The following is an 18,017-nucleotide window of genomic DNA, read 5'->3' on the forward strand; positions in this document are numbered from 1 at the left end:
GCTCACATTCGCATATGCGAGACAAAGGACAAGCGCAATCAGGACATCGAAAAGCCCGCACGCGACGAAACGCGCAGGCGTTGCGCCAAAGGCACGGCCCGTCGAGGTGGGCACGTTTCTCAAGGACCGCTTCAGGTTTTTCAAAGGCTTGGCCGCTTCCGCCTCCCCGTCTCCGCCATCGGCCTTAGACTCCGGGCGACCGAACGGAGACAGCCATGGCCGATACGACCACAAATCTGAACATGCCCTTCATCCTGCCTTCGCAGGCGCAGAAACACGTGACCCACAACGAGGCGCTGCTGCGGCTCGACGCGCTGGTGCATCTGACGATCGTCGCGGAACTCGAGAGCCCGCCGGGCCCATCCGAAGAAGGCGCCTGTTATCTGGTGACGACCGGAGCAACCGGCGCCTGGGCCGGCAAGACGGGACGTGTCGCTTCCTGGCAGGACGGCTACTGGGCATTCCTGATCCCGCGCGTCGGCTGGCGGGCCTGGTTCACCGCTTCCGAAAAGCTCAAGGTATTCTCGGGCATGCTCTGGCAGGACATCCCCCTGCCCGCCATCGGCCGCGTCGACGAGCTCGGCATCAATGCAACGCCCGACAGCACCAACCGGCTCACGCTCGCCTCCCCGGCAAGCCTGTTCAACCACGCCGGCAACGGACACCAGATCAAGGTCAACAAAGCCGCATCCACCGACACGGCCTCGCTGCTCTTCCAGTCGAACTGGACGGGTCATGCAGAAATGGGCCTGGCCGGCGACACCGAGTTCTCCGTCAAGGTCAGCGACGGGACGACATGGAAGACCGGGCTGTCCATCTCGCCCAGCGGCCATGTCTCGCACCCCAACCAGCCGGCCGCCCGCGCTTACCGCGCCGGCACGAGCTTCACCCCGACCGCCGGCCAGCAGAGCGGCTTCACCACGCTTGCGCTCGACCGCGGCGGCTTTTCGCTGGGCGTTGCGGTCGAGGGGGGCGGCAACCGGCTCGTGGTGCCGGCCGACGGCGTGTACCTCGTCGCCCTCAATCTCGCGGTGCTCTCCTCGTCCGGCCACGCGACCAGCCTGATGCTCAATGCAACACAAGCACTTATTCTGATGAATGGCGCCACCGGTGGAGCACAAATGCAGTCCGCAACGGGAATTTTTTCCTTTTTCGCCGGGGATTACCTGACGCTCGGGCATGCCGGAACGGCACAACTGGAATCGGGCGCCGGAAAAACAGAACTATCTTTGGCAATGCTGCAATAACAGCAACTCCTAAAATTCTATTCATCCTTAACGGACGGTTAACTTGGTTGATGACTCCCGACTGGAGGTATTCTATCAAGAGTTGCCGCCGCCCTCAGGGCGTCGGGCGTGGGGTGGGGTGGCTGGTTTTGAGTGTTCCTGATCTGCATGACGACACCACCGACGGGTCGAGCGGCTGGCGGCATATCGAGCCGCCGCCGATCCTCATCCGGCACTCGGGTTTACCCCGTAAATCCAGCCCCAGCCTTCGAACCCAGTTCGCGGCAAAGCGGGCGATCGACATCGGCGTCTCGCTTTCCGCACTGATCCTGCTCCTGCCTCTGATGCTGCTCGTCGCGTTGGCGATCCGCATTGACAGCGACGGGCCGGCGCTCTTCACCCAGATGCGCTGGGGCAAGGGCGGTCGCAGGTTCCGGGTCTACAAGTTCCGTTCGATGCGCACCAATCTCGGCGATGCGCGGGGGATAGCCCAGACGGTCAGGGACGATCCGCGCATCACCCGCGTCGGCGCCCTCATCCGCAAGGCCAATGTCGATGAACTGCCGCAGTTGCTGAATGTCCTGAAAGGCGACATGTCGCTGGTCGGTCCGCGCTGTCACGCGATCGACATGCTGGCTGCCGGCATCCCTTACGAGAGCCTGGTTGCGGATTATCATCGCCGCCATTCGATGCGGCCGGGCATGACCGGTCTGGCCCAGATGCGCGGTCTTCGCGGACCGACGGACCGCCCCGGCAAGGCGCGCGCCCGTATCGCATGCGACCTGTATTACATCGACAATTTCTCTATTTTCCTCGATCTGCGTATCGTGCTCGGCACGCTGCTTGCCGAATTTCGGGGCGGCAAAGGCTTCTGACCGGCCGCTTTCGAGTGACCGCCCAATCACCGAAACCCCTTCTTTTCCTGGACAAATGAGCGTTTTTTGCCCTGCATTAGGACACGCAGCGCGATTGTTGCCGCAGTGGGAACAAATGCTGCTGCCTGTTTAGTCAAATATTAAAACTGGGCAGCTAGGCTCACCGGCGTGGTCTTGCGTTGTGTAGAGAGTCCAATGACCGAAATGATACGTCCCCGAGTTAAATATGTCATCGGCCCCGATGGCAGCCCCCTGACGATCGCCGACCTGCCGCCGGCCAATACGCGCCGCTGGGTCATCCGGCGCAAGGCAGAGGTGGTAGCCGCGGTTCGCGGTGGCCTGTTGAGCTTGGAAGAAGCCTGCGAGCGTTACACGCTTACCGTCGAGGAATTCCTGTCCTGGCAGTCCTCCATCAACGATCATGGCCTGGCCGGTCTGCGCACCACACGCATCCAGCAATATCGCCACTGACGCCGAATTCGCGGGCGTCAAGCCCGCACCGGAAACCAAAAGGTGCCGCTGCAACGAACGCAACGGCACCTTTCGGTTTCTGAAAGACGGCTCAATTCTGCCCGGATCCGATCCGGGACAGCGACGGCAGAAGCCCGGCGATGACGGCTGAAGCGGCATAGAACCAGAGGCCCGGCTGCGAGACCGCAACAGCCAGGCCGCTGCTCTTCGCCGCAAATACCACGATCGCCACCAGCATCACGTCCATCATCGACCATTTCGAAAGATGCGGCATCGCGCGGCGGAAAAATCCTGCCTCCGCCGCCCGTCCGGAAAGCTGCGCCGCCAGCCCAGCCAGCTTGACGATCGGAAAAACGATCGAAAACAGCCCGACCACCAGCGACAGCGCCAGGTCTCCCTCCTGGAAAAGCGCCGCGACGAGTTCCAGCAGAGACGGCGTTTCGCTGAAGAAATAGAGCCGCTCGAAACGGATGATCGGCAAAAAGAGCCCGAGCGCCAGAAAGATCGCGGCCAGCGCGAGAAGAAGCGGCCGCAGCCAGTTCATCGCTTTCTCCGTTGACGATGTGTCACCCTCGGTGGGACAGCCTTGGCTATTTCCCTTCGGCCCTCCCCGTATTACACCATCGGCGAACGGACAAAAGCGGGACCATCATGAATATTACTTTGGAAGAGACACGGTCGGGCGGTCGTTATGTCGCCGAGGTCGAAGGTCATTTTGCCGAAATGACTTATTCGCGCGCATCTCCGGAACTTGTCATCGTTGATCATACCGGGGTTCCGGATGCGCTTCGCGGCAAGGGCGTCGGCCAGGCGCTCGCGCTGCATGCGGTCGAAGAAGCCCGCAAGGGCGGCTGGAAGATCATCCCGCTCTGCCCGTTCTTCAAGGCGCAGGCGGAACGCCATCCCGACTGGCAGGATATCCTTCGTTAACACGGGATGCCGAACCCGAATCACAAACGTTAACGAGAGCCAAAAATACGGAAATGGGGCCTGGCACCGCGGCACCGCCCCAGATTATGACATTTCCGTCGATGATGCCGCCCGACTTTGTTAAGCCCGGGCGCGCATTCCGCCATCGCGCTCTTCGAGCGCCGAAGCCTTGGCGAATTCCGCTTCCGCTTCCTCGAGCGCCAGTTCGGCGCTTTCCTCCTGGACCTTCAGCTCGCGAATCGAGACCTGAAGATTGTCCGCGCGCTGGCGGGCAGCCTTTGCGAAGGTTGGATAAGCGAAGTGATTCCGGTCGGTAATACCGGATTTCTTCTCTTCCAGAGTGATCTGGTGCTCGAGTTCTTTAGACATTCTCTCGAATTCGGCCATCATCATCTGCAATTGCTGCAGTTGACGGCGCTTTTCGGTGACCTGAAAGCTTTTCAGGCGAACCATGCTGTCACGCGACTTCATACGCAATACTCCGTGGATAGCGAGACCCAGGCCCGTGTATCCGGATTGGTACACTCAGGATCAAAAAATTCTCGCGGCGTTAATAAATTAAGGCTCGCGTTAACCTTTCGTTTACGGGCATCATTAATGATAAACCGGATCGTTTAAGGGTCGGTAAATGCCAGGGCCTAAATTGGCCGCGACAATGTATGAGTCGAATGAATCACTTAGCGGAATTTCCTCATCCGCGGATTCAATCCTGGTGATGGCCAAACTTGAAGGGAAAACAGGTTGCTACTAATCTTGCTTAACGAAATCATGAACCTTGCCAGGTTGAATCATAATTTGTTAACCATTTAGTGGCAGCTTCCAAATCAGGCTCAGTCTGGATCCGTATCGAGTAAGGGGGCAAAGATACCTTACGCGGCGGTAAAGGGGAAAAATATGCGGGTTCTACTCATCGAAGATGACAGCGCGACTGCCCAGAGCATCGAGCTAATGCTGAAATCGGAAAGCTTCAACGTCTATACGACTGACCTCGGTGAGGAAGGCGTCGACCTCGGCAAGCTTTACGATTATGATATCATTCTCCTCGACCTTAACCTGCCCGACATGTCGGGCTATGAAGTGCTTCGCACTCTGAGGCTTTCGAAGGTCAAAACACCGATCCTCATCCTGTCCGGCATGGCCGGCATCGAAGACAAGGTCCGTGGTCTCGGTTTCGGCGCCGACGACTACATGACCAAGCCCTTCCACAAGGATGAACTGGTCGCTCGCATCCATGCGATCGTGCGCCGTTCCAAGGGTCACGCACAGTCGATCATCGTCACCGGCGAACTGATCGTCAATCTCGACGCCAAGACCGTCGAAGTCGGCGGCCAGCGCGTTCACCTGACGGGCAAGGAATACCAGATGCTGGAGCTGCTCTCGCTCCGCAAGGGTACCACGCTCACCAAGGAAATGTTCCTGAACCACCTTTACGGCGGTATGGACGAGCCGGAACTGAAGATCATCGACGTCTTCATCTGCAAGCTGCGCAAGAAGCTCGCCAATGCCGCCGGCGGCGCAAACTATATCGAAACCGTCTGGGGCCGCGGCTACGTGCTGCGCGAACCGGAGGCGGAATACGCCGAAACCGCCTGAGCTGCCTGAAAATCCCCTTATCGAAAACGTCCGCCTGGCTGCCAGGCGGACGTTTTGTTTTGGCCCGCCTGAGGACCCAAAAACGAGACGCGTGTCGGCAACCATGCAGGCTGCCGCCAGTCGAGTGGATGTATCGGCTTTGAGAATCAAGCGGCCTGCGCCAGGGCCGAGAAGACCGAAGTCAGGATCTTGCGATCGAACGGCTTCAGCAGGAAATCGTCCGCACCGGCGCGCTTGCCGGCCATCATCTTCTTCAGGTCCGCTTCGATGACGCAATAGAAGATGCGGATGCTCTTGCCGTTCGGCATCGCACGGATGGTGCCGATCAGTTCAAGCGCGCCTTCCAGCGCTGCATCGACGATCAGGAAATTGGGAAGCTCGGCATTGCAGCGCGTCGCCGCCTCGCGCGCAGTGTCGGCCTCGATCACGAGGAAGCCCAGTTCCGACAGGATTCGCTTTCCGACCGTGCGTACGATGTCCGATCCGTCGGCAATCATTAAACGCTGCATCGTATCCCCCTGACGCTGAACCCTCTCTGGTTCCGAGCATCCATCATTAAGGGGATGGCACTAATGAATGGTTACCCTTGGGTGCCAAACAACCGCAGATCGTCTCAAGCCGCCACGGTCTCGGCGATGAAAACGATCTTGTCTTCAGAAACCACATGGCTCAGTTCCATGCCGGACTCTTCTGCGAGCAGCACTGTGTAATAGGGCTGGATCGAATGAGCGTCGATCGGCTCTTCAAGCGTGCCGCTGGCGATCTCGACGAACTTAGCCGGTACGCGCATCATCCGTCCCTTGATGGTGAGGATGAATTTCGCGTCGTATTCCGGATTTTCCAGCGTCACGTCCATCGAGCCGCCGCGGGGAATGCCGGCATAGGCGACCAGGAAGAGGTTGAGGAGCAGCTTGACGCGATTCTTGGCGATGATCGCCCGCGGGCCGTTCCAGGTGACCTCGGTCTTCTTTTCGGCGATGGCGAAATCCTTGGCGGCCTTCTCGGCCTCGCCCGTATCGATCGAGGCGCCGACCGAGCCGGAAGCACCGAAGGCGAGCCGCGCGAACTTGAGACGTACCGAGGCGTTCAGGGCCGAGGTGCGGATGAGGTCGAGCGCGTCGCCGTCGGCCGCACCCTCGTCGAGAAGCTCAAGGCCGTTGTTGATCGCGCCGACGGGGGAGATCACGTCATGGCAGACACGGCTGCACAGAAGTGCCGCGAGATCTGGCCCGGCAAGGGTAAGATTCGGATTCTTCGGCATGTAGGTCTCCTGTTTGGGAATGCTCCCCCCGTATTCGCCTTGCCATCTGAAGGTTGCGCGAGGATGTAGCAATGTTCCTGGCCATAATGACACCATATTTGGTAAACCGATTATTAAGATCATGGCTTCAAAATGGCCGGGCCTTAAGCATGATGCAAAAGGCGTGCCCCTGGATGATACAATCATGGATCTGACAATGCGCATCCACACCCCTTCCGCCCTCGCCCGCTTCGCAGCGACGGTGTTTGCCGTGATCGCAGCCGTGGCGGTCTTTGCAGGCCCGGCAGCCGCCCAGCAGCGCTCCAACCAATATTCCGCCCAGGAAATCGTCGATGCCGGCCACGGCTTCTTCGGCTCCACCAGCGGCGGCCTTGCAAAGGTTGTGGAGAACGCCTTTTCGCAATACGGCCTGCCGAACGGCTATATCCTTGGCCAGGAAGGCTCGGGCGCATTCATCGCCGGCCTGACCTATGGCGAGGGTGAGCTTTATACGAAGAACGCCGGCCAGCACCCGGTCTTCTGGCAGGGTCCCTCGCTCGGCATCGACTACGGCGGCCAAGGCACCCGCGCGATGATGCTGGTCTACGACCTTCCCTCGGTGAACAGCCTCTATGCCCGCTTCGGCGGCGTGTCGGGCTCCGCCTTCGTGGTCGCTGGCGTCGGCATGACGGTGCTGCGCAACAACAACATGATTCTCGTGCCGATTCGCACCGGCCTCGGTGCCCGCCTCGGCATCAACGTCGGTTATCTGAAGCTCACCCAGTCGCCGACCTGGAACCCTTTCTGAAATTCGCCATTCTCCTCTCCGGACAACGGAGGGGAATTTCATGTTTTGCGCCACAGCGGCCGGTAATCTGGCCTTCAGCCTGAACGGCGCTTGCCGGTTGAATGTGACCATGCTTAAACAGCCTGCGCATTCCCATCCAGACCGCGAAACGGCCTCATCGTGATCCAGTTTGCTCTTCTGTTCGGCTTGGGTTTCCTGAGCGCCGCGCTTGCGGTGATGCTGGTTGCACCGGCGGTCCACAATCGCATCGTGCGCTACACAGAAAACCGCATCAAGGCGACGCTGCCGATCAGCCCGCAGGAAGTCCGCGCCCAGCGGGACATGGCCCGCGCCGTCTATGCGGCCGAGAATGCCCGCACCAAGCAGGAACTCGTCCAGGAAAGGGACAAGGCGGTCGCGCTGCAGATCAAGAGCGACAGGCTGGCCGAGGAAGCTACGCAGTTGCTGTCCGAAATCACCGACCTGCGTGCCCAGATCGACACCATGGATGTCGAAGCTGCCGACGCCCGTTCGCGCCTGCGTCAGGAAGACAGCTATATCCAGCAGTTGAAGGCGGCGCTCGAAACCGCCGAGCAAACCGTCGCCGCCAAGGATCTGGAGATCGAGAAGCTGCAGCAGCGCCAGCTTCTGATGATCGCCGACGCCGACAATTTCCGGATCGATCTTTCCACCCGCGACACGGAGGTCGAGAACCTCAAATTCCGCGTCACCGCCTTGCGCGACGAACGGGATACGCTGCGCAACGACGTCCGGCAGCAGACTGCCCGCGCCAAGGATGCCGAGGCACGGCTCGCCCAGGAAGAGCATCGCGTCCAGCGGCTCGAGGACAAGCTTGCCAAGGAGATCGCCGACCGTGCCGACAGGGAGACGGCGCTGGAACGCCGGCTTGCCGAGATCGGCCGACTGCGGGACAAGCTGAAAGGCGCCAGTGCCGAAGCGCGCGATTCCAGTCGCGCCCTTCGCGATTCGACGGCTGTCCGCCCTGTTATAAAAGCGACGCCGAGAAAAAAGATCACTCCGGAGGACATCAACCTGCGCGAAATTCCGCACGCCCCGCCTCCGAGACAAGCCCGGGTTTCCGGGCAGCCGGATGTCGATCCCGTCGTGGCCAGAATGGCTGAAGAGGCCCGCAACCGGGCAGCGGCGCTGTCCGAACGCTTGGCGAAGGGCAGCGGCAGCGACGACGCTATTCGCCAGGAATTGGCCTCCATAGCTGCCAGCATGGTGGCCATGACGGCAGCGTCCGAAGGTTCCGGCTCACCGATCTTCAAGATCCTGTCCGGCAAATCCGGAAATAGCAACCGGGAAAGCCTGGCCGCGAGATCGAAGAAGACGCTCGCGACCAGCCAAGACGCAAACACCTGAGACTTCTATAACCTGCCCTGAGATAGGCGACCTTGGGCCATGGCGATCTCGTAGAGCGCGATGCCGGTCGCCGTCGCTGCATTGAGGCTGTCGAGACCCGGCGCCTGGGCGATCCTGGCCGATCGGATGCGGCTGAGGACGTGCGCCGGCAGTCCCTCGCCCTCCGTTCCGGTGATCAGCACCATACGCTCTGAAGGCGGTACATCCCGGATTTCCACGGAACCCGCGGGCGAAAGCCCCCAGACGGCAAAACCCTTCTCCATCAGCACGGCCAGGATATCCGTCATCGTGCCGTGCCGGGCATAGGGCACCGACAAAACTGCTCCAACGGAAACGCGCAGCGACTTGCGGTAGAGCGGGTCGCAGCAGCCCTGATCGAGCAGCACCGCATCGGCGCCGAAGGCTGCGGCGTTGCGGAAGATGGAACCGATATTGTCGTGATTCGAAATGCCGAAGGCCGCGACCACCAGCGCCTTCTCCGGCAACACGGCAATCAGCTCGGCGGCTGTCCTCTCCTGCCGGCGGCGTCCAAGCGCCAGCACGCCGCGATGCAGGTGGAAACCGGCAATCTGATCCAGCACCGCAGCCGAGGCCACGTAGACCGGAATGTCTGCCGGAAAACCTGCGAGGATCTCGGAAAGCCCCGCAACCCGGTTTTCGAGCAGCAGGATCTTCTCGGTCAGAAAATCGCCGCCGGAACCATGCGCCGCGGCGAGCATCCTCAGCACCACCGTGCCTTCCGCGATGAACCGCCCTTCCCGTCCGGTCAGGTCCCGCTCGCGGATCGACCGGAATTCGGCGATCCGCGGATCGTCCGCCTCATCGATGCGGATCGGTGCCATTATTGCGGTATCGCCACCGTCACATCGGCGACGATGCGGCCGGCAGCGATATCGTAGATCAAGACCTTCTGGTCGCCGGTCAGCAGTCCATAGAACAGGATCTGGCTGCCGGAGAGGGATACGCCCTGCACCACGAAGCCGGCAGGCAGTTCGGCGGTTGCCGCAAGCGGCTGGCCGGCGGGCACCGAGAACCCGCCTGTCGAAGCGATCGTCTCGGGCGTGGCAGGCCGCTGCGTGACCTTGTAGACAATGGCGCCAAGGACCGCCATAAAGCAGACGAACAAGATCCCGCCCGAAACGAGTATCAGAAGCACCATCTTCCGGCGGATTTTCTCCATTGCCGGATCAAGCGGCTCTTCCTGTTCCTCGATCTCGGGTTGGGGCATGAGGGCGGCGTCCTTGTTCTTGTCGAATGCTATCGGAATGATTGAATGAACGATCCCTTTAAAGAAGCCGAGCGTGCAAGGAAAGTCCTCACCGCCTCCGACGAGGCCGAAGGACGGCTGGACGCCTGGCTGACCTCCGTGCTGGACGGTGAGTTTTCGCGAAACCGGATCAAGGCGCTGATCGAACAGGGCGCTGTCAGCCTCAACGGCAAGCCGGTCACCGAGCCGAAGAAGAAGATCAATGCCGGCGACACCGTCGAGATCGATCTTCCGGAACCCGAGGATCCGGAGCCCAAGGGCGAGGATATCCCGCTCCAGGTTCTCTACGAGGATGCCGACCTGATCGTCATCGCCAAGCCCGCCGGCCTCGTCGTGCATCCGGGCGCCGGCAACTGGACCGGCACGCTGGTCAACGCGCTGATCTATCATTGCGGCGCGAGCCTTTCGGGCATCGGCGGCGTCAAGCGTCCCGGCATCGTCCACCGGCTCGACAAGGATACGAGCGGCGTAATGGTCGCCGCCAAGAACGACATCGCCCACCGCCACCTTGCCGACCAGTTCGCCGACCACGGGCGCTCGGGTCCACTGGAGCGCGCCTATCAGGCGGTCGTCTGGGGCCGCCCGCGCGGCCTGAAGGGCACGATCGACGCGCCGCTCGGCCGTGCCGGAGACCGCACCAAGCGCGCCGTGCAGAAGGAAGACAGCAGCGACGCCCGCGAGGCCATCACCCATTACCAGGTGATCGAACGTTTCCACGAAAAGCCGGATGCGACATCGCTTGCCGCGCTGATCGAATGCCGGCTGGAGACCGGCCGTACCCACCAGATCCGCGTCCACATGGCACATATCGGCCATCCGCTGATCGGCGACCAGGACTATTCCGCCGGCTTCAAGACCAAGGCGAACCTGCTGCCGGATTTTGCCAAGAGCGTCGTCAACCGCTTTCCGCGCCAGGCGCTGCACGCCTTCCTGCTCGCCTTCGAGCATCCCCGCACCGGCGAGGTGATGGAATTCGAAGCACCGATGCCCGACGACATGGCGGAGCTGATCGAAGCGCTAAAGGCATGAAACGGGTGGCCTGAGGCACCGTCAAAGAGTATATAACTCTCGACATTCACGAGGCATCCCAAGGTCCTCCATGAGCCATCTCGCCGTCAGAAAGCTCCTCGACACGGACCTGATCAAGGTCCGCGACGTCGTGTGCAACGGCGAATGCCGGCATCGCAGCGGCGAGGAATGCTCCCATGCGACGAGCCTCGTCTTCCCCTATCGCGGTGTCTTCATGCGCCATGTCGGCAGCGACGACACGGTGGCGGAGGCCAATCAGGTCCTGTTCTTCAACTGCGACGAGGCCTACCAGATCAGCCACCCGGTCGAAGGCGGCGATTCCTGCCTGAGCATGGACGTGCCGGAGGCGATGCTGGAGGAACTGGTCCCGGCCGAGCACCGCAATCCGAAGGGATCGCGCTTCGTCTTCAACAAGCAGCGTCTCAGGATCGACGAACGAGCCCAGGCGCTGGTGGCGCTGCTGCGCCACAGCCTGATGCGCGGCGCAGCCGAAACGCTGGAAGCCGAAACGCTGGCCATGACGCTGGTGCGCCGCTCCGTCGGTGTGCGGACCGCGCGCGCCGCGACCGCCAGCACCGGCCGCCAGAAGCTGGTGGACCGTGCCAAGCTCGCCCTCTCTTCCGATCTCGCCCGCCGCTGGACGCTCGCCGAGATTGCCGGTGAAACCGGCGTCTCGCCGGTCTACCTCACCCAGGTCTTCCAGCAGGTCGAGGGCACGCCGCTCTACCGCTACCAGCTTCGCCTGCGGCTGGCGCGAGCACTCGATCTGCTCGGCACCTATGACGACCTGACCGAGCTTGGGTTGGAACTCGGCTTTTCCAGCCACAGCCACTTCTCCTCGGCCTTTCGCCACGCTTATGGGCGGACGCCGGCGGAGTTCCAGCGCTTTGCGGGTTTGAGATAGCAGCCCAAAAAATCGCTAAAGATTTTGACAGCGGAAGCCCCCGCCAAAATGCTTTTCTTCTTCCCGTAAGATCAACATCGGGAGATGCCACCATGAAAGAGAACACCTGCGCTGCCTGCGACTGCGAACTCGATTCGACCCGGATCGCCGTGAAGATCGGCGGCAAGACGGTCGAAGTCTGCTGCGAGGAATGCGCCGAAGCGCTGCGGGAAGCGGAAGTCGCGACCCGCACGGCCCAGGCAGCCAGCAAGTAAAAATCAGCACCGGTATCAGACATCGAGGCGGGCGCCAGCCGCCCGCCTCCTGAACACCCGCCGCGCGCATTTGGCCGGCACCCCTTCAGGAGAAAGATCATGAAGAACGAGAACCGGGCGGTCTTTGACCGCGCATCGGAACGCTATCACCTTGTCATGGAACTGCCGCCCGCAGCGGCATGCCAGCCGCTCGCCGCCGACGATGCATCGGCCAAGCGATCGCCCTTGCGCCAGATGGTCGCAACTATCGTGAGAAAAATTCGGCAGCGCCACAACCGCCTGGCGCTATTGGAGTTGACCGACGATCAGTTGAAGGATATCGGCGTCTCGCGCAGCCAGGCTTATGGCGACGTCAGCCGCTACCGCCGTTCCAACGCGCATGGACTGGAACGCAAATGCCTCTGACTCGGCAGAGATGGGTGAGGCGTGCCACCGACACGCTGTTCTCGACCTTCTGCATCAATTCCTCGGCTCGAAAGTGGCACCGTTGCACAATCCGATCAGCCGTCGCATGGTCTATGAACTGATGGTGCGATCGCGCACGCGGGCCCTTTCGGAACGCGTCTATCGGTAGGCGCAGTCCGCGACGGGTTCGCTGAAAATCTCGGCGAGCTCCCTTTTGTGACCAGGACAACCCCATCCTTCCCTTCACCTATTCGCTGTCTTGTGAAAGCCATTCGGATTTGCTCTATTTCCGATTGCATGGCTGCATGGACCGGGTATTTGCCCAGCCATGCAATCTGAGGTCGTTGGCTGTCCATCGACGTCTTTCAGGGCGAATAGGCGGGAGGGCATGTTGCGCATTGGAGAATGGTATCCGCGATACCGGCTATCTATATCCGGTCGACGGCTGGCAACCGCCTTTCTGTGGCTCGCGTCGATAGCCTCCGTGCCGGCATTCGCGCAGGAGGTCGCCGTCGCCACGCCGGGTGAAGATTTCCGCGAGAGCTATGACGAAAGCGCTCCGGTCTCAGGAGGCGTGGTCGTCGGCCTGCGGCTCGGCGATATGCCCGGAAAGCTCGATCCCGACAACGTACGCTTCGCCATGACGCAGAAACCACTGGTATGCGTCCGCGCCCTCACCCGCGACGGCCGCTACTCGGCCAACAACGAATATACAATCACGAGTACGCAAGCTGCGAAAAGCGTCCGGATTTTCCCCGTGACGAAAATTCATGCGGCGGCGCTGGCCGGCTACGATGGCGGCGACTACGCGCTCAAGGTCTTCGAGGCGAAAGGCAAGGACTGCATTCCGGAGGACGCCGTGCATTTCCCCCAGATCGGACCCCGCGGGAACTCCGACATACTGACCATCATGATCAATGCGAGCTCCCGAAGGGTCACCCTGGAGGCGCCGGCAGGTGCCACCGACATCGTCTGCGCCCCGCCGGCCGGCGGGGCGCGGATCGCCTTCGACCAGGAATGCCGGGTCGATATCCGCGGCATCCGGGATGAGGTGGGCCGCTTCGTGATCGCCATGGATGACGGCTTCGATACCGAAAAGGAACCGGTGCTCGTGTCGCTGAGACGCAATAGATGAAGATCGTGGGCAAGCGCGTTTCGACCCGAGCGAAATGGCTGGCAACCGAGGTCGCCAGGTACCTGAGTACGAAAGGTGCGACGAACCTGATCATCATCGCGCTTATCCTGACCTCCATCGCATTCCTCGCGCTTCGGCAACTATCCAGATCGGAGCTCTACGCCTCCGTCGATGCCGTCTCCGAACTGGTGCGCTTCCGCGCTGTCAGGCCGCTGATTGCCACGATCCCGCTGACCAATGCAACTTTGATCGCGTCGGCGGAAGGCTGCGTCGCATTGGCCGGCGATCCCTCGCCGCGCATCACCGGCCTCCTGCAGCCCTCGGAAGGCGCTATCGTCAGCTATCGCGCCGGCGCCGGCCGGATCGCCATTCAGATCGTCGGCGGCAGGCTTGTCAGCGAAAACGGAGCGAGGGTCGCGGCCACCTTCCAATCTTCCGGCAGGGCAGACTGCGACCTTGTGGAACCCGTGACGGTCCGGATCAGCAACGCAACCGAACTGGTCCGGCCGCTGCCGATCGCCGGTCCGGCGGATATCGGGCAGGAATTCGGCGTCCCGGTCATGCCGACAGGCACCGCCTCCCGCGTCTATGACATCATGTGGGAAGGGCGGGTCAGGGTCTTTAACCGCACCTATTACGGCGAACGGCTCGTGCCCGTGGCGGATGCCGAATTTCCGCTTCCCCTCGGCAGCCGCCTGTCCGGCGGCGATAACCTGGATCCGAAGCAGCAGGTAGACCCGGCGATTGCCGCCTGGTACGGCGCAGCGATTCCGGGCGAGAAAGGGTTGCAGATTTCGGCGACGACCATATCGAAGACCCTTCAACTTTACCGGCCTGGCACCCGCCGGGATGAGATGGAAACACTCGGCCTCAGCCTGCTGACCAGCACATTCGCGGATTCGCTCACACTCATCATTACCGGCTTTGTCGTCGTCTTCGGCGGCGTGCTGGGAGCCGTCGCGAACTGGATGGGGCTTTGGCGTAATCCGGAGAAGAAGCAGGAATGAGGCGCTTTTCCCATCCAATCGGAATTGCATTGGGACTTGCGGCCCTGCTTCTCTCCGATGCCCGGGCGGAACCCGTATCGGTCCGCTCGCGCAATGGCGAGATCGGGCAGGCCTGGCTGTTCGGCTCGGCAGGCATCAATCCCGGCGAGTGCTGGCTCGCCGTTCCCGCCCATGTTGTCGCCTCACCGGAAACCAGGGAGTTGCAGCCGTTCTTTTTCACCGATCGGAATGCGGTGGGCGGAGAAAGCGCACGACCGGTCTCCGGCGCCATCGATGCTCCGAAGACGCCCATGGAGGAGCGCGCCGCCGACCTCGCCTTCGCCCGCGTCGCAAGCGGACGCAAGGACGGCGTCTGCCTGTCGCGGCTCGGTCCGCCGACATTCGTCTATAACAACCTGCTTGCCTCGGCTCCGCGCATGAATGTCTTCAGCATGCTGAGGACCAGCTACGGCAATTTCGAAGTCTCCCTGAAGCGCGGCGGCGTCGACGAATATGGCGGCGCTATCCTGCAGTTCCAGGTGCTGGATGCAGCCGACAAGGGCTTTCTCCAAAAAGGGCTGAGCGGGGCGATCGTCATGAGCGAGCGCTCGGGAAGTCCGGTCCCTTTCGCGATGATCACGCGGGTACCGGCCGATCAGTCCGGGGTCATGGCGATACGTTTCGACTACATCCGCGAGCGGTTTGCAGCCATCGACAGCAACGACTCCGCCAAGCGACGCGGCAGCCGGGCGACGGCGGATGGCGTGCCCTATACCGTGCTTGGTTACATCGCCCTGCTTCTCAAGGGCAGCGACGGCCCCTCCACTCTCCAGTCCGGATCCGGCTGCTTCCGGGCCGCCGCAGATGGCGGACGCGGCGACGTCGAACTAACGATCGAACTCACCGACAAGCTCGACCGGGTCGAGACGATAGAGTTCCAACACCAGGGGAACTGCACAGGCGGCATGAGAACCTTCTGGGTCGAGGAGCGACGGCCGGGAGACAGCGGCTGGAACTATGTGGGCAAATGCCAGACCGGCAGCGTCGGAGCATCACCCTGCCGCGTCAACCTCAACGGGCCTCGGCAGCTTCGCCTGCGAATCGAGGCGAAGGAACCGGTGAGCCTGTCCGGCCTGAAGCTGCGCTGACCTCGGCGCGTCAAAGCAGCTGGGCGGACACCGCGAAAGGCCAGGCGTCGGCGCATTGGAACGTGCCGGCAAGTTCGGAACCGGCCTTCAACTGGATGTTGAGCGAACACTCCCCCTGCGGCAGGTTGGCTCGGCCGAGCCAGTTCAGGCGGGAGCCGACAATGGTCGTCTTTCCCTTGTAATTGTTGTTTCGGTCGTTGAGGCCCACCATCGGATACCAGGCTGAATTGCTCGTACCCGGTTCGGCTCCGTCAATCTCGAAGATCAGGCCATTCTGCATCAGCTGCCAGCTGCGCATGATGTACGAGCGCTCCAGTTCGGCCATCTTCTTCTCGTTGCCGGACGCTGCCTTGATAGCCGCCGTGAGTTGGGGCGGGATCTCCACCGAGAAACGGATCTGCGGCAGGGTCGCCACGGCGGTGCGCAGTCCGAGATTGCGGATATCGGCATTATCGCTGTCGAGCGCGAGGCGGGTGCAGATGCGCTGGATGGCAGCGTCCCCCCCGGCGACCGCCTTCTCCACATAGGCAAGCCGCAGGTCCGGATCCGGATCGTTGCATTGCTCCCGCCAGGCCTTGATCTCTCCGGCCCGATCCTGAGCATCCTGCGCCGGTGCTAGCGTCGGCGCAAACAAAACGACAAAAATCGCCAGACCACCGACGCGGCGCATCCTGGAAGCACGTTTTTTCATAATTCTTATCCCCTCGTAGCAAGCCATGGCTGGCGCAGATCCCCTCCTATCGTTAAATTGCAAGTCGGGTGCTTTCAATACCCACAATTGAAGCCGGTACATTACTAAAACGTAATGATATAACGCTTCTGTGATGACTTGAATCACTGTTCTGCCGTACTTATCTGTCATTTGGGTCGGTGTGGGGTCGAAAATGACCTGCGCCGCTTGGCTCGCCTTCAGCATGTACAGCAAGATCAAAAAGGGAGCCGATATATAGATCGGAAAGGGGTGCTTTATGGCCCGCAATACTCTGCCTTCCATTACTGCCGGTGAAGCCGGCCTCAACCGCTATCTCGACGAAATCCGCAAGTTTCCCATGCTGGAACCGCAGCAGGAATACATGCTGGCGAAACGGTATGCCGAACATGCCGACCGGGATGCGGCCCACAAACTGGTCACCAGCCACCTGCGTCTCGTGGCAAAGATCGCCATGGGCTATCGCGGTTACGGCCTGCCGATCGGCGAAGTCGTCTCCGAAGGTAACGTCGGCCTGATGCAGGCCGTCAAGAAGTTCGATCCGGAACGCGGCTTCCGTTTGGCGACCTATGCGATGTGGTGGATCAAGGCCTCGATTCAGGAATACATCCTGCGCTCGTGGTCGCTCGTGAAAATGGGCACCACCGCCAACCAGAAACGGCTGTTCTTCAACCTGCGCCGGTTGAAGGGCAAGATCCAGGCGATCGACGAAGGTGACCTGAAGCCCGACCAGGTGGCCGAAATCGCCACCAAGCTGAACGTCTCCGAGGAGGAAGTGGTTTCCATGAACCGCCGCCTTTCGGGCGACGCTTCGCTGAATGCACCGATCCGCGCCACCGAAGGCGAATCCGGCCAGTGGCAGGATTGGCTGGTGGACGACCACGAAAGCCAGGAAGCTGTGCTGATCGAGCAGGACGAGCTCGATACGCGCCGCCGCATGCTGGCCAAGGCCCTGAGCGTGCTGAACGACCGCGAACGCCGCATCTTCGAAGCCCGTCGTCTTGCCGACGATCCGGTGACGCTGGAGGAACTGTCGTCCGAGTTCGACATCAGCCGCGAACGCGTCCGGCAGATCGAAGTCCGCGCCTTCGAAAAGGTGCAGGAAGCCGTTCAGAAGGAAGCGCTCGCCCAGGCGAACGCCCTGCGCGTCGTCGACGCGTAATCACGCGCGACGCTGACGATATAAAAGGGGCTGCTTCGGTGGCCCCTTTTCTTTATCCGGCATCCGTGGACTGGAAATGGAGAAGCAGGGATGGCAGCGCAGATTACGCTCAGGAAACTTGCGGGCAGCTATGCCATCGCCAGGCTTGAACCCGCCGACCGCATTCCCGCATGGGCGGATGGCGAAGGTTTCGTCAGCATCAGCCGCACCGAGGATGAACTCTCTATCGCCTGCCGCAATGAGCGCGTTCCTTCCGGCATCAAACAGGACGGCGGCTGGACCTGCTACAAGTTCCAGGGGCCGTTCGCGTTCGGAGAAACCGGCATCGTGCTCTCGGTGATCCGGCCGCTTTCGGAAAACGGCATCGGCATTTTCGTGGTCTCCACATTCGACGGCGACCACCTGCTGGTCAAAACGGCCGACGAACCGAAGGCCCGCGAACTGCTGCAGGCGGCCGGCCATACGCTTCTCTAGGCGATACAAAACCACGGTCTGGCATGTGTGGTACAA

23 protein-coding genes and 1 pseudogene are annotated in these 18,017 nt (G+C 61.4%); 17 read left to right on the forward strand and 7 right to left on the reverse strand.

Going from position 1 to position 18,017, the window contains the following annotated elements; genetic code table 11:
* Positions 1-215: 215 nt before the first annotated feature.
* The 3 genes from C5J22_RS08565 (at position 216) to C5J22_RS08575 (ending at position 2,572) form a co-directional block, all read left to right on the forward strand.
* Entirely contained in the window at positions 216-1,247 is a 1,032-nt protein-coding gene (locus C5J22_RS08565) for a DUF2793 domain-containing protein (protein ID WP_105437904.1), read from the forward strand.
* A 206-nt stretch (positions 1,248-1,453) separates the two neighbouring features.
* Positions 1,454-2,101: a sugar transferase gene (locus tag C5J22_RS08570; RefSeq protein WP_105438122.1), complete on the forward strand. Its 648-nt coding sequence runs from the start codon at positions 1,454-1,456 to the stop codon at positions 2,099-2,101.
* Between the two features lie 195 nt (positions 2,102-2,296).
* A complete protein-coding gene (locus C5J22_RS08575; RefSeq protein ID WP_018327815.1) occupies positions 2,297-2,572 on the forward strand; it encodes a DUF1153 domain-containing protein in 276 nt (91 codons plus the stop codon).
* A 91-nt stretch (positions 2,573-2,663) separates the two neighbouring features.
* On the opposite strand, the gene C5J22_RS08580 is transcribed toward C5J22_RS08575, so the two are convergent.
* On the reverse strand, positions 2,664-3,116 hold the full coding sequence (locus C5J22_RS08580; RefSeq protein WP_105437905.1) for a paraquat-inducible protein A: 453 nt from the start codon (positions 3,114-3,116) through the stop codon (positions 2,664-2,666).
* A gap of 107 nt (positions 3,117-3,223) precedes the next feature.
* On the opposite strand from C5J22_RS08580, the gene C5J22_RS08585 reads away from it, so the two are divergent.
* Positions 3,224-3,502 carry a GNAT family N-acetyltransferase gene (locus tag C5J22_RS08585; protein ID WP_105414763.1) on the forward strand — a complete coding sequence of 93 codons (279 nt, stop codon included), beginning with the start codon at positions 3,224-3,226 and terminating at the stop codon, positions 3,500-3,502.
* Between the two features lie 120 nt (positions 3,503-3,622).
* Here the strand turns inward: C5J22_RS08585 and C5J22_RS08590 are convergent, their stop codons facing one another.
* Positions 3,623-3,973, reverse strand: coding sequence for a hypothetical protein (locus tag C5J22_RS08590; RefSeq protein ID WP_046603647.1), 351 nt, complete (start codon positions 3,971-3,973; stop codon positions 3,623-3,625).
* 423 nt (positions 3,974-4,396) lie between these two features.
* Here C5J22_RS08590 and ctrA point away from each other — a divergent pair, with 423 nt between their 5' ends.
* The gene (gene ctrA / locus C5J22_RS08595; RefSeq protein WP_007769464.1) at positions 4,397-5,095 is read left to right on the forward strand and encodes a response regulator transcription factor CtrA; all 699 of its coding nucleotides are present in this window, start codon (positions 4,397-4,399) and stop codon (positions 5,093-5,095) included.
* A gap of 146 nt (positions 5,096-5,241) precedes the next feature.
* Here the strand turns inward: ctrA and C5J22_RS08600 are convergent, their stop codons facing one another.
* Together C5J22_RS08600 and chpT are read right to left on the reverse strand one after the other, a co-directional pair.
* Complete coding sequence (locus tag C5J22_RS08600) at positions 5,242-5,604, reverse strand: PleD family two-component system response regulator (RefSeq protein WP_105400322.1); 363 nt, start codon at positions 5,602-5,604, stop codon at positions 5,242-5,244.
* Between the two features lie 104 nt (positions 5,605-5,708).
* The gene (chpT, locus tag C5J22_RS08605) at positions 5,709-6,356 is read right to left on the reverse strand and encodes a histidine phosphotransferase ChpT (protein WP_046603646.1); all 648 of its coding nucleotides are present in this window, start codon (positions 6,354-6,356) and stop codon (positions 5,709-5,711) included.
* A 184-nt stretch (positions 6,357-6,540) separates the two neighbouring features.
* Here chpT and C5J22_RS08610 point away from each other — a divergent pair, with 184 nt between their 5' ends.
* Positions 6,541-7,143, forward strand: coding sequence for a DUF1134 domain-containing protein (locus C5J22_RS08610; protein ID WP_371412573.1), 603 nt, complete (start codon positions 6,541-6,543; stop codon positions 7,141-7,143).
* A gap of 159 nt (positions 7,144-7,302) precedes the next feature.
* Entirely contained in the window at positions 7,303-8,508 is a 1,206-nt protein-coding gene (locus C5J22_RS08615) for a hypothetical protein (RefSeq protein ID WP_105437906.1), read from the forward strand.
* Between the two features lie 5 nt (positions 8,509-8,513).
* Here the strand turns inward: C5J22_RS08615 and C5J22_RS08620 are convergent, their stop codons facing one another.
* Complete coding sequence (locus tag C5J22_RS08620) at positions 8,514-9,350, reverse strand: RNA methyltransferase (protein ID WP_105437907.1); 837 nt, start codon at positions 9,348-9,350, stop codon at positions 8,514-8,516.
* Positions 9,350-9,736, reverse strand: a complete 387-nt coding sequence (locus C5J22_RS08625) for a hypothetical protein (protein WP_046635089.1) — start codon at positions 9,734-9,736, stop codon at positions 9,350-9,352. Before C5J22_RS08625 ends, C5J22_RS08620 begins: the two co-directional genes overlap by 1 nt.
* Before the next feature lie 45 nt (positions 9,737-9,781).
* Between C5J22_RS08625 and C5J22_RS08630 the strand changes: the two genes are divergently transcribed.
* The 8 genes and pseudogenes from C5J22_RS08630 (at position 9,782) to C5J22_RS08660 (ending at position 15,636) form a co-directional block, all read left to right on the forward strand.
* Complete coding sequence (locus C5J22_RS08630) at positions 9,782-10,804, forward strand: RluA family pseudouridine synthase (RefSeq protein WP_105437908.1); 1,023 nt, start codon at positions 9,782-9,784, stop codon at positions 10,802-10,804.
* Positions 10,805-10,874: 70 nt separating this feature from the next.
* Positions 10,875-11,708 carry an AraC family transcriptional regulator gene (locus C5J22_RS08635; protein WP_105437909.1) on the forward strand — a complete coding sequence of 278 codons (834 nt, stop codon included), beginning with the start codon at positions 10,875-10,877 and terminating at the stop codon, positions 11,706-11,708.
* A gap of 92 nt (positions 11,709-11,800) precedes the next feature.
* On the forward strand, positions 11,801-11,962 hold the full coding sequence (locus C5J22_RS31105; RefSeq protein WP_172716939.1) for a hypothetical protein: 162 nt from the start codon (positions 11,801-11,803) through the stop codon (positions 11,960-11,962).
* 99 nt (positions 11,963-12,061) lie between these two features.
* Positions 12,062-12,367 carry a DUF1127 domain-containing protein gene (locus tag C5J22_RS08640; protein WP_245440324.1) on the forward strand — a complete coding sequence of 102 codons (306 nt, stop codon included), beginning with the start codon at positions 12,062-12,064 and terminating at the stop codon, positions 12,365-12,367.
* A 55-nt stretch (positions 12,368-12,422) separates the two neighbouring features.
* Positions 12,423-12,536, forward strand: a pseudogene (locus C5J22_RS31625) (class I SAM-dependent methyltransferase); the annotation flags it as partial.
* 219 nt (positions 12,537-12,755) lie between these two features.
* Positions 12,756-13,502 (forward strand): hypothetical protein, encoded by a 747-nt coding sequence (locus tag C5J22_RS08650; protein WP_172746571.1) that lies wholly within the window; start codon positions 12,756-12,758, stop codon positions 13,500-13,502.
* Positions 13,499-14,509 (forward strand): hypothetical protein, encoded by a 1,011-nt coding sequence (locus tag C5J22_RS08655; protein ID WP_105437911.1) that lies wholly within the window; start codon positions 13,499-13,501, stop codon positions 14,507-14,509. Before C5J22_RS08650 ends, C5J22_RS08655 begins: the two co-directional genes overlap by 4 nt.
* Positions 14,506-15,636 (forward strand): hypothetical protein, encoded by a 1,131-nt coding sequence (locus C5J22_RS08660; RefSeq protein ID WP_105437912.1) that lies wholly within the window; start codon positions 14,506-14,508, stop codon positions 15,634-15,636. The genes C5J22_RS08655 and C5J22_RS08660 overlap by 4 nt, the downstream gene beginning before the upstream one ends.
* 10 nt (positions 15,637-15,646) lie before the next feature.
* On the opposite strand, the gene C5J22_RS08665 is transcribed toward C5J22_RS08660, so the two are convergent.
* Positions 15,647-16,327 carry a hypothetical protein gene (locus C5J22_RS08665; protein WP_105437913.1) on the reverse strand — a complete coding sequence of 227 codons (681 nt, stop codon included), beginning with the start codon at positions 16,325-16,327 and terminating at the stop codon, positions 15,647-15,649.
* A gap of 277 nt (positions 16,328-16,604) precedes the next feature.
* Here C5J22_RS08665 and rpoH point away from each other — a divergent pair, with 277 nt between their 5' ends.
* Both rpoH and C5J22_RS08675 read left to right on the forward strand, forming a co-directional pair.
* On the forward strand, positions 16,605-17,507 hold the full coding sequence (rpoH, locus tag C5J22_RS08670) for an RNA polymerase sigma factor RpoH (RefSeq protein ID WP_046666717.1): 903 nt from the start codon (positions 16,605-16,607) through the stop codon (positions 17,505-17,507).
* Positions 17,508-17,597: 90 nt separating this feature from the next.
* Entirely contained in the window at positions 17,598-17,981 is a 384-nt protein-coding gene (locus C5J22_RS08675; protein ID WP_105437914.1) for an ACT domain-containing protein, read from the forward strand.
* The last annotated feature ends 36 nt before the right edge of the window (positions 17,982-18,017 follow it).

Source organism: Neorhizobium sp. T25_13 (genome assembly GCF_002968675.1).
In the GTDB taxonomy this organism is placed as follows: Bacteria; Pseudomonadota; Alphaproteobacteria; order Rhizobiales; family Rhizobiaceae; genus Neorhizobium; species Neorhizobium tomejilense.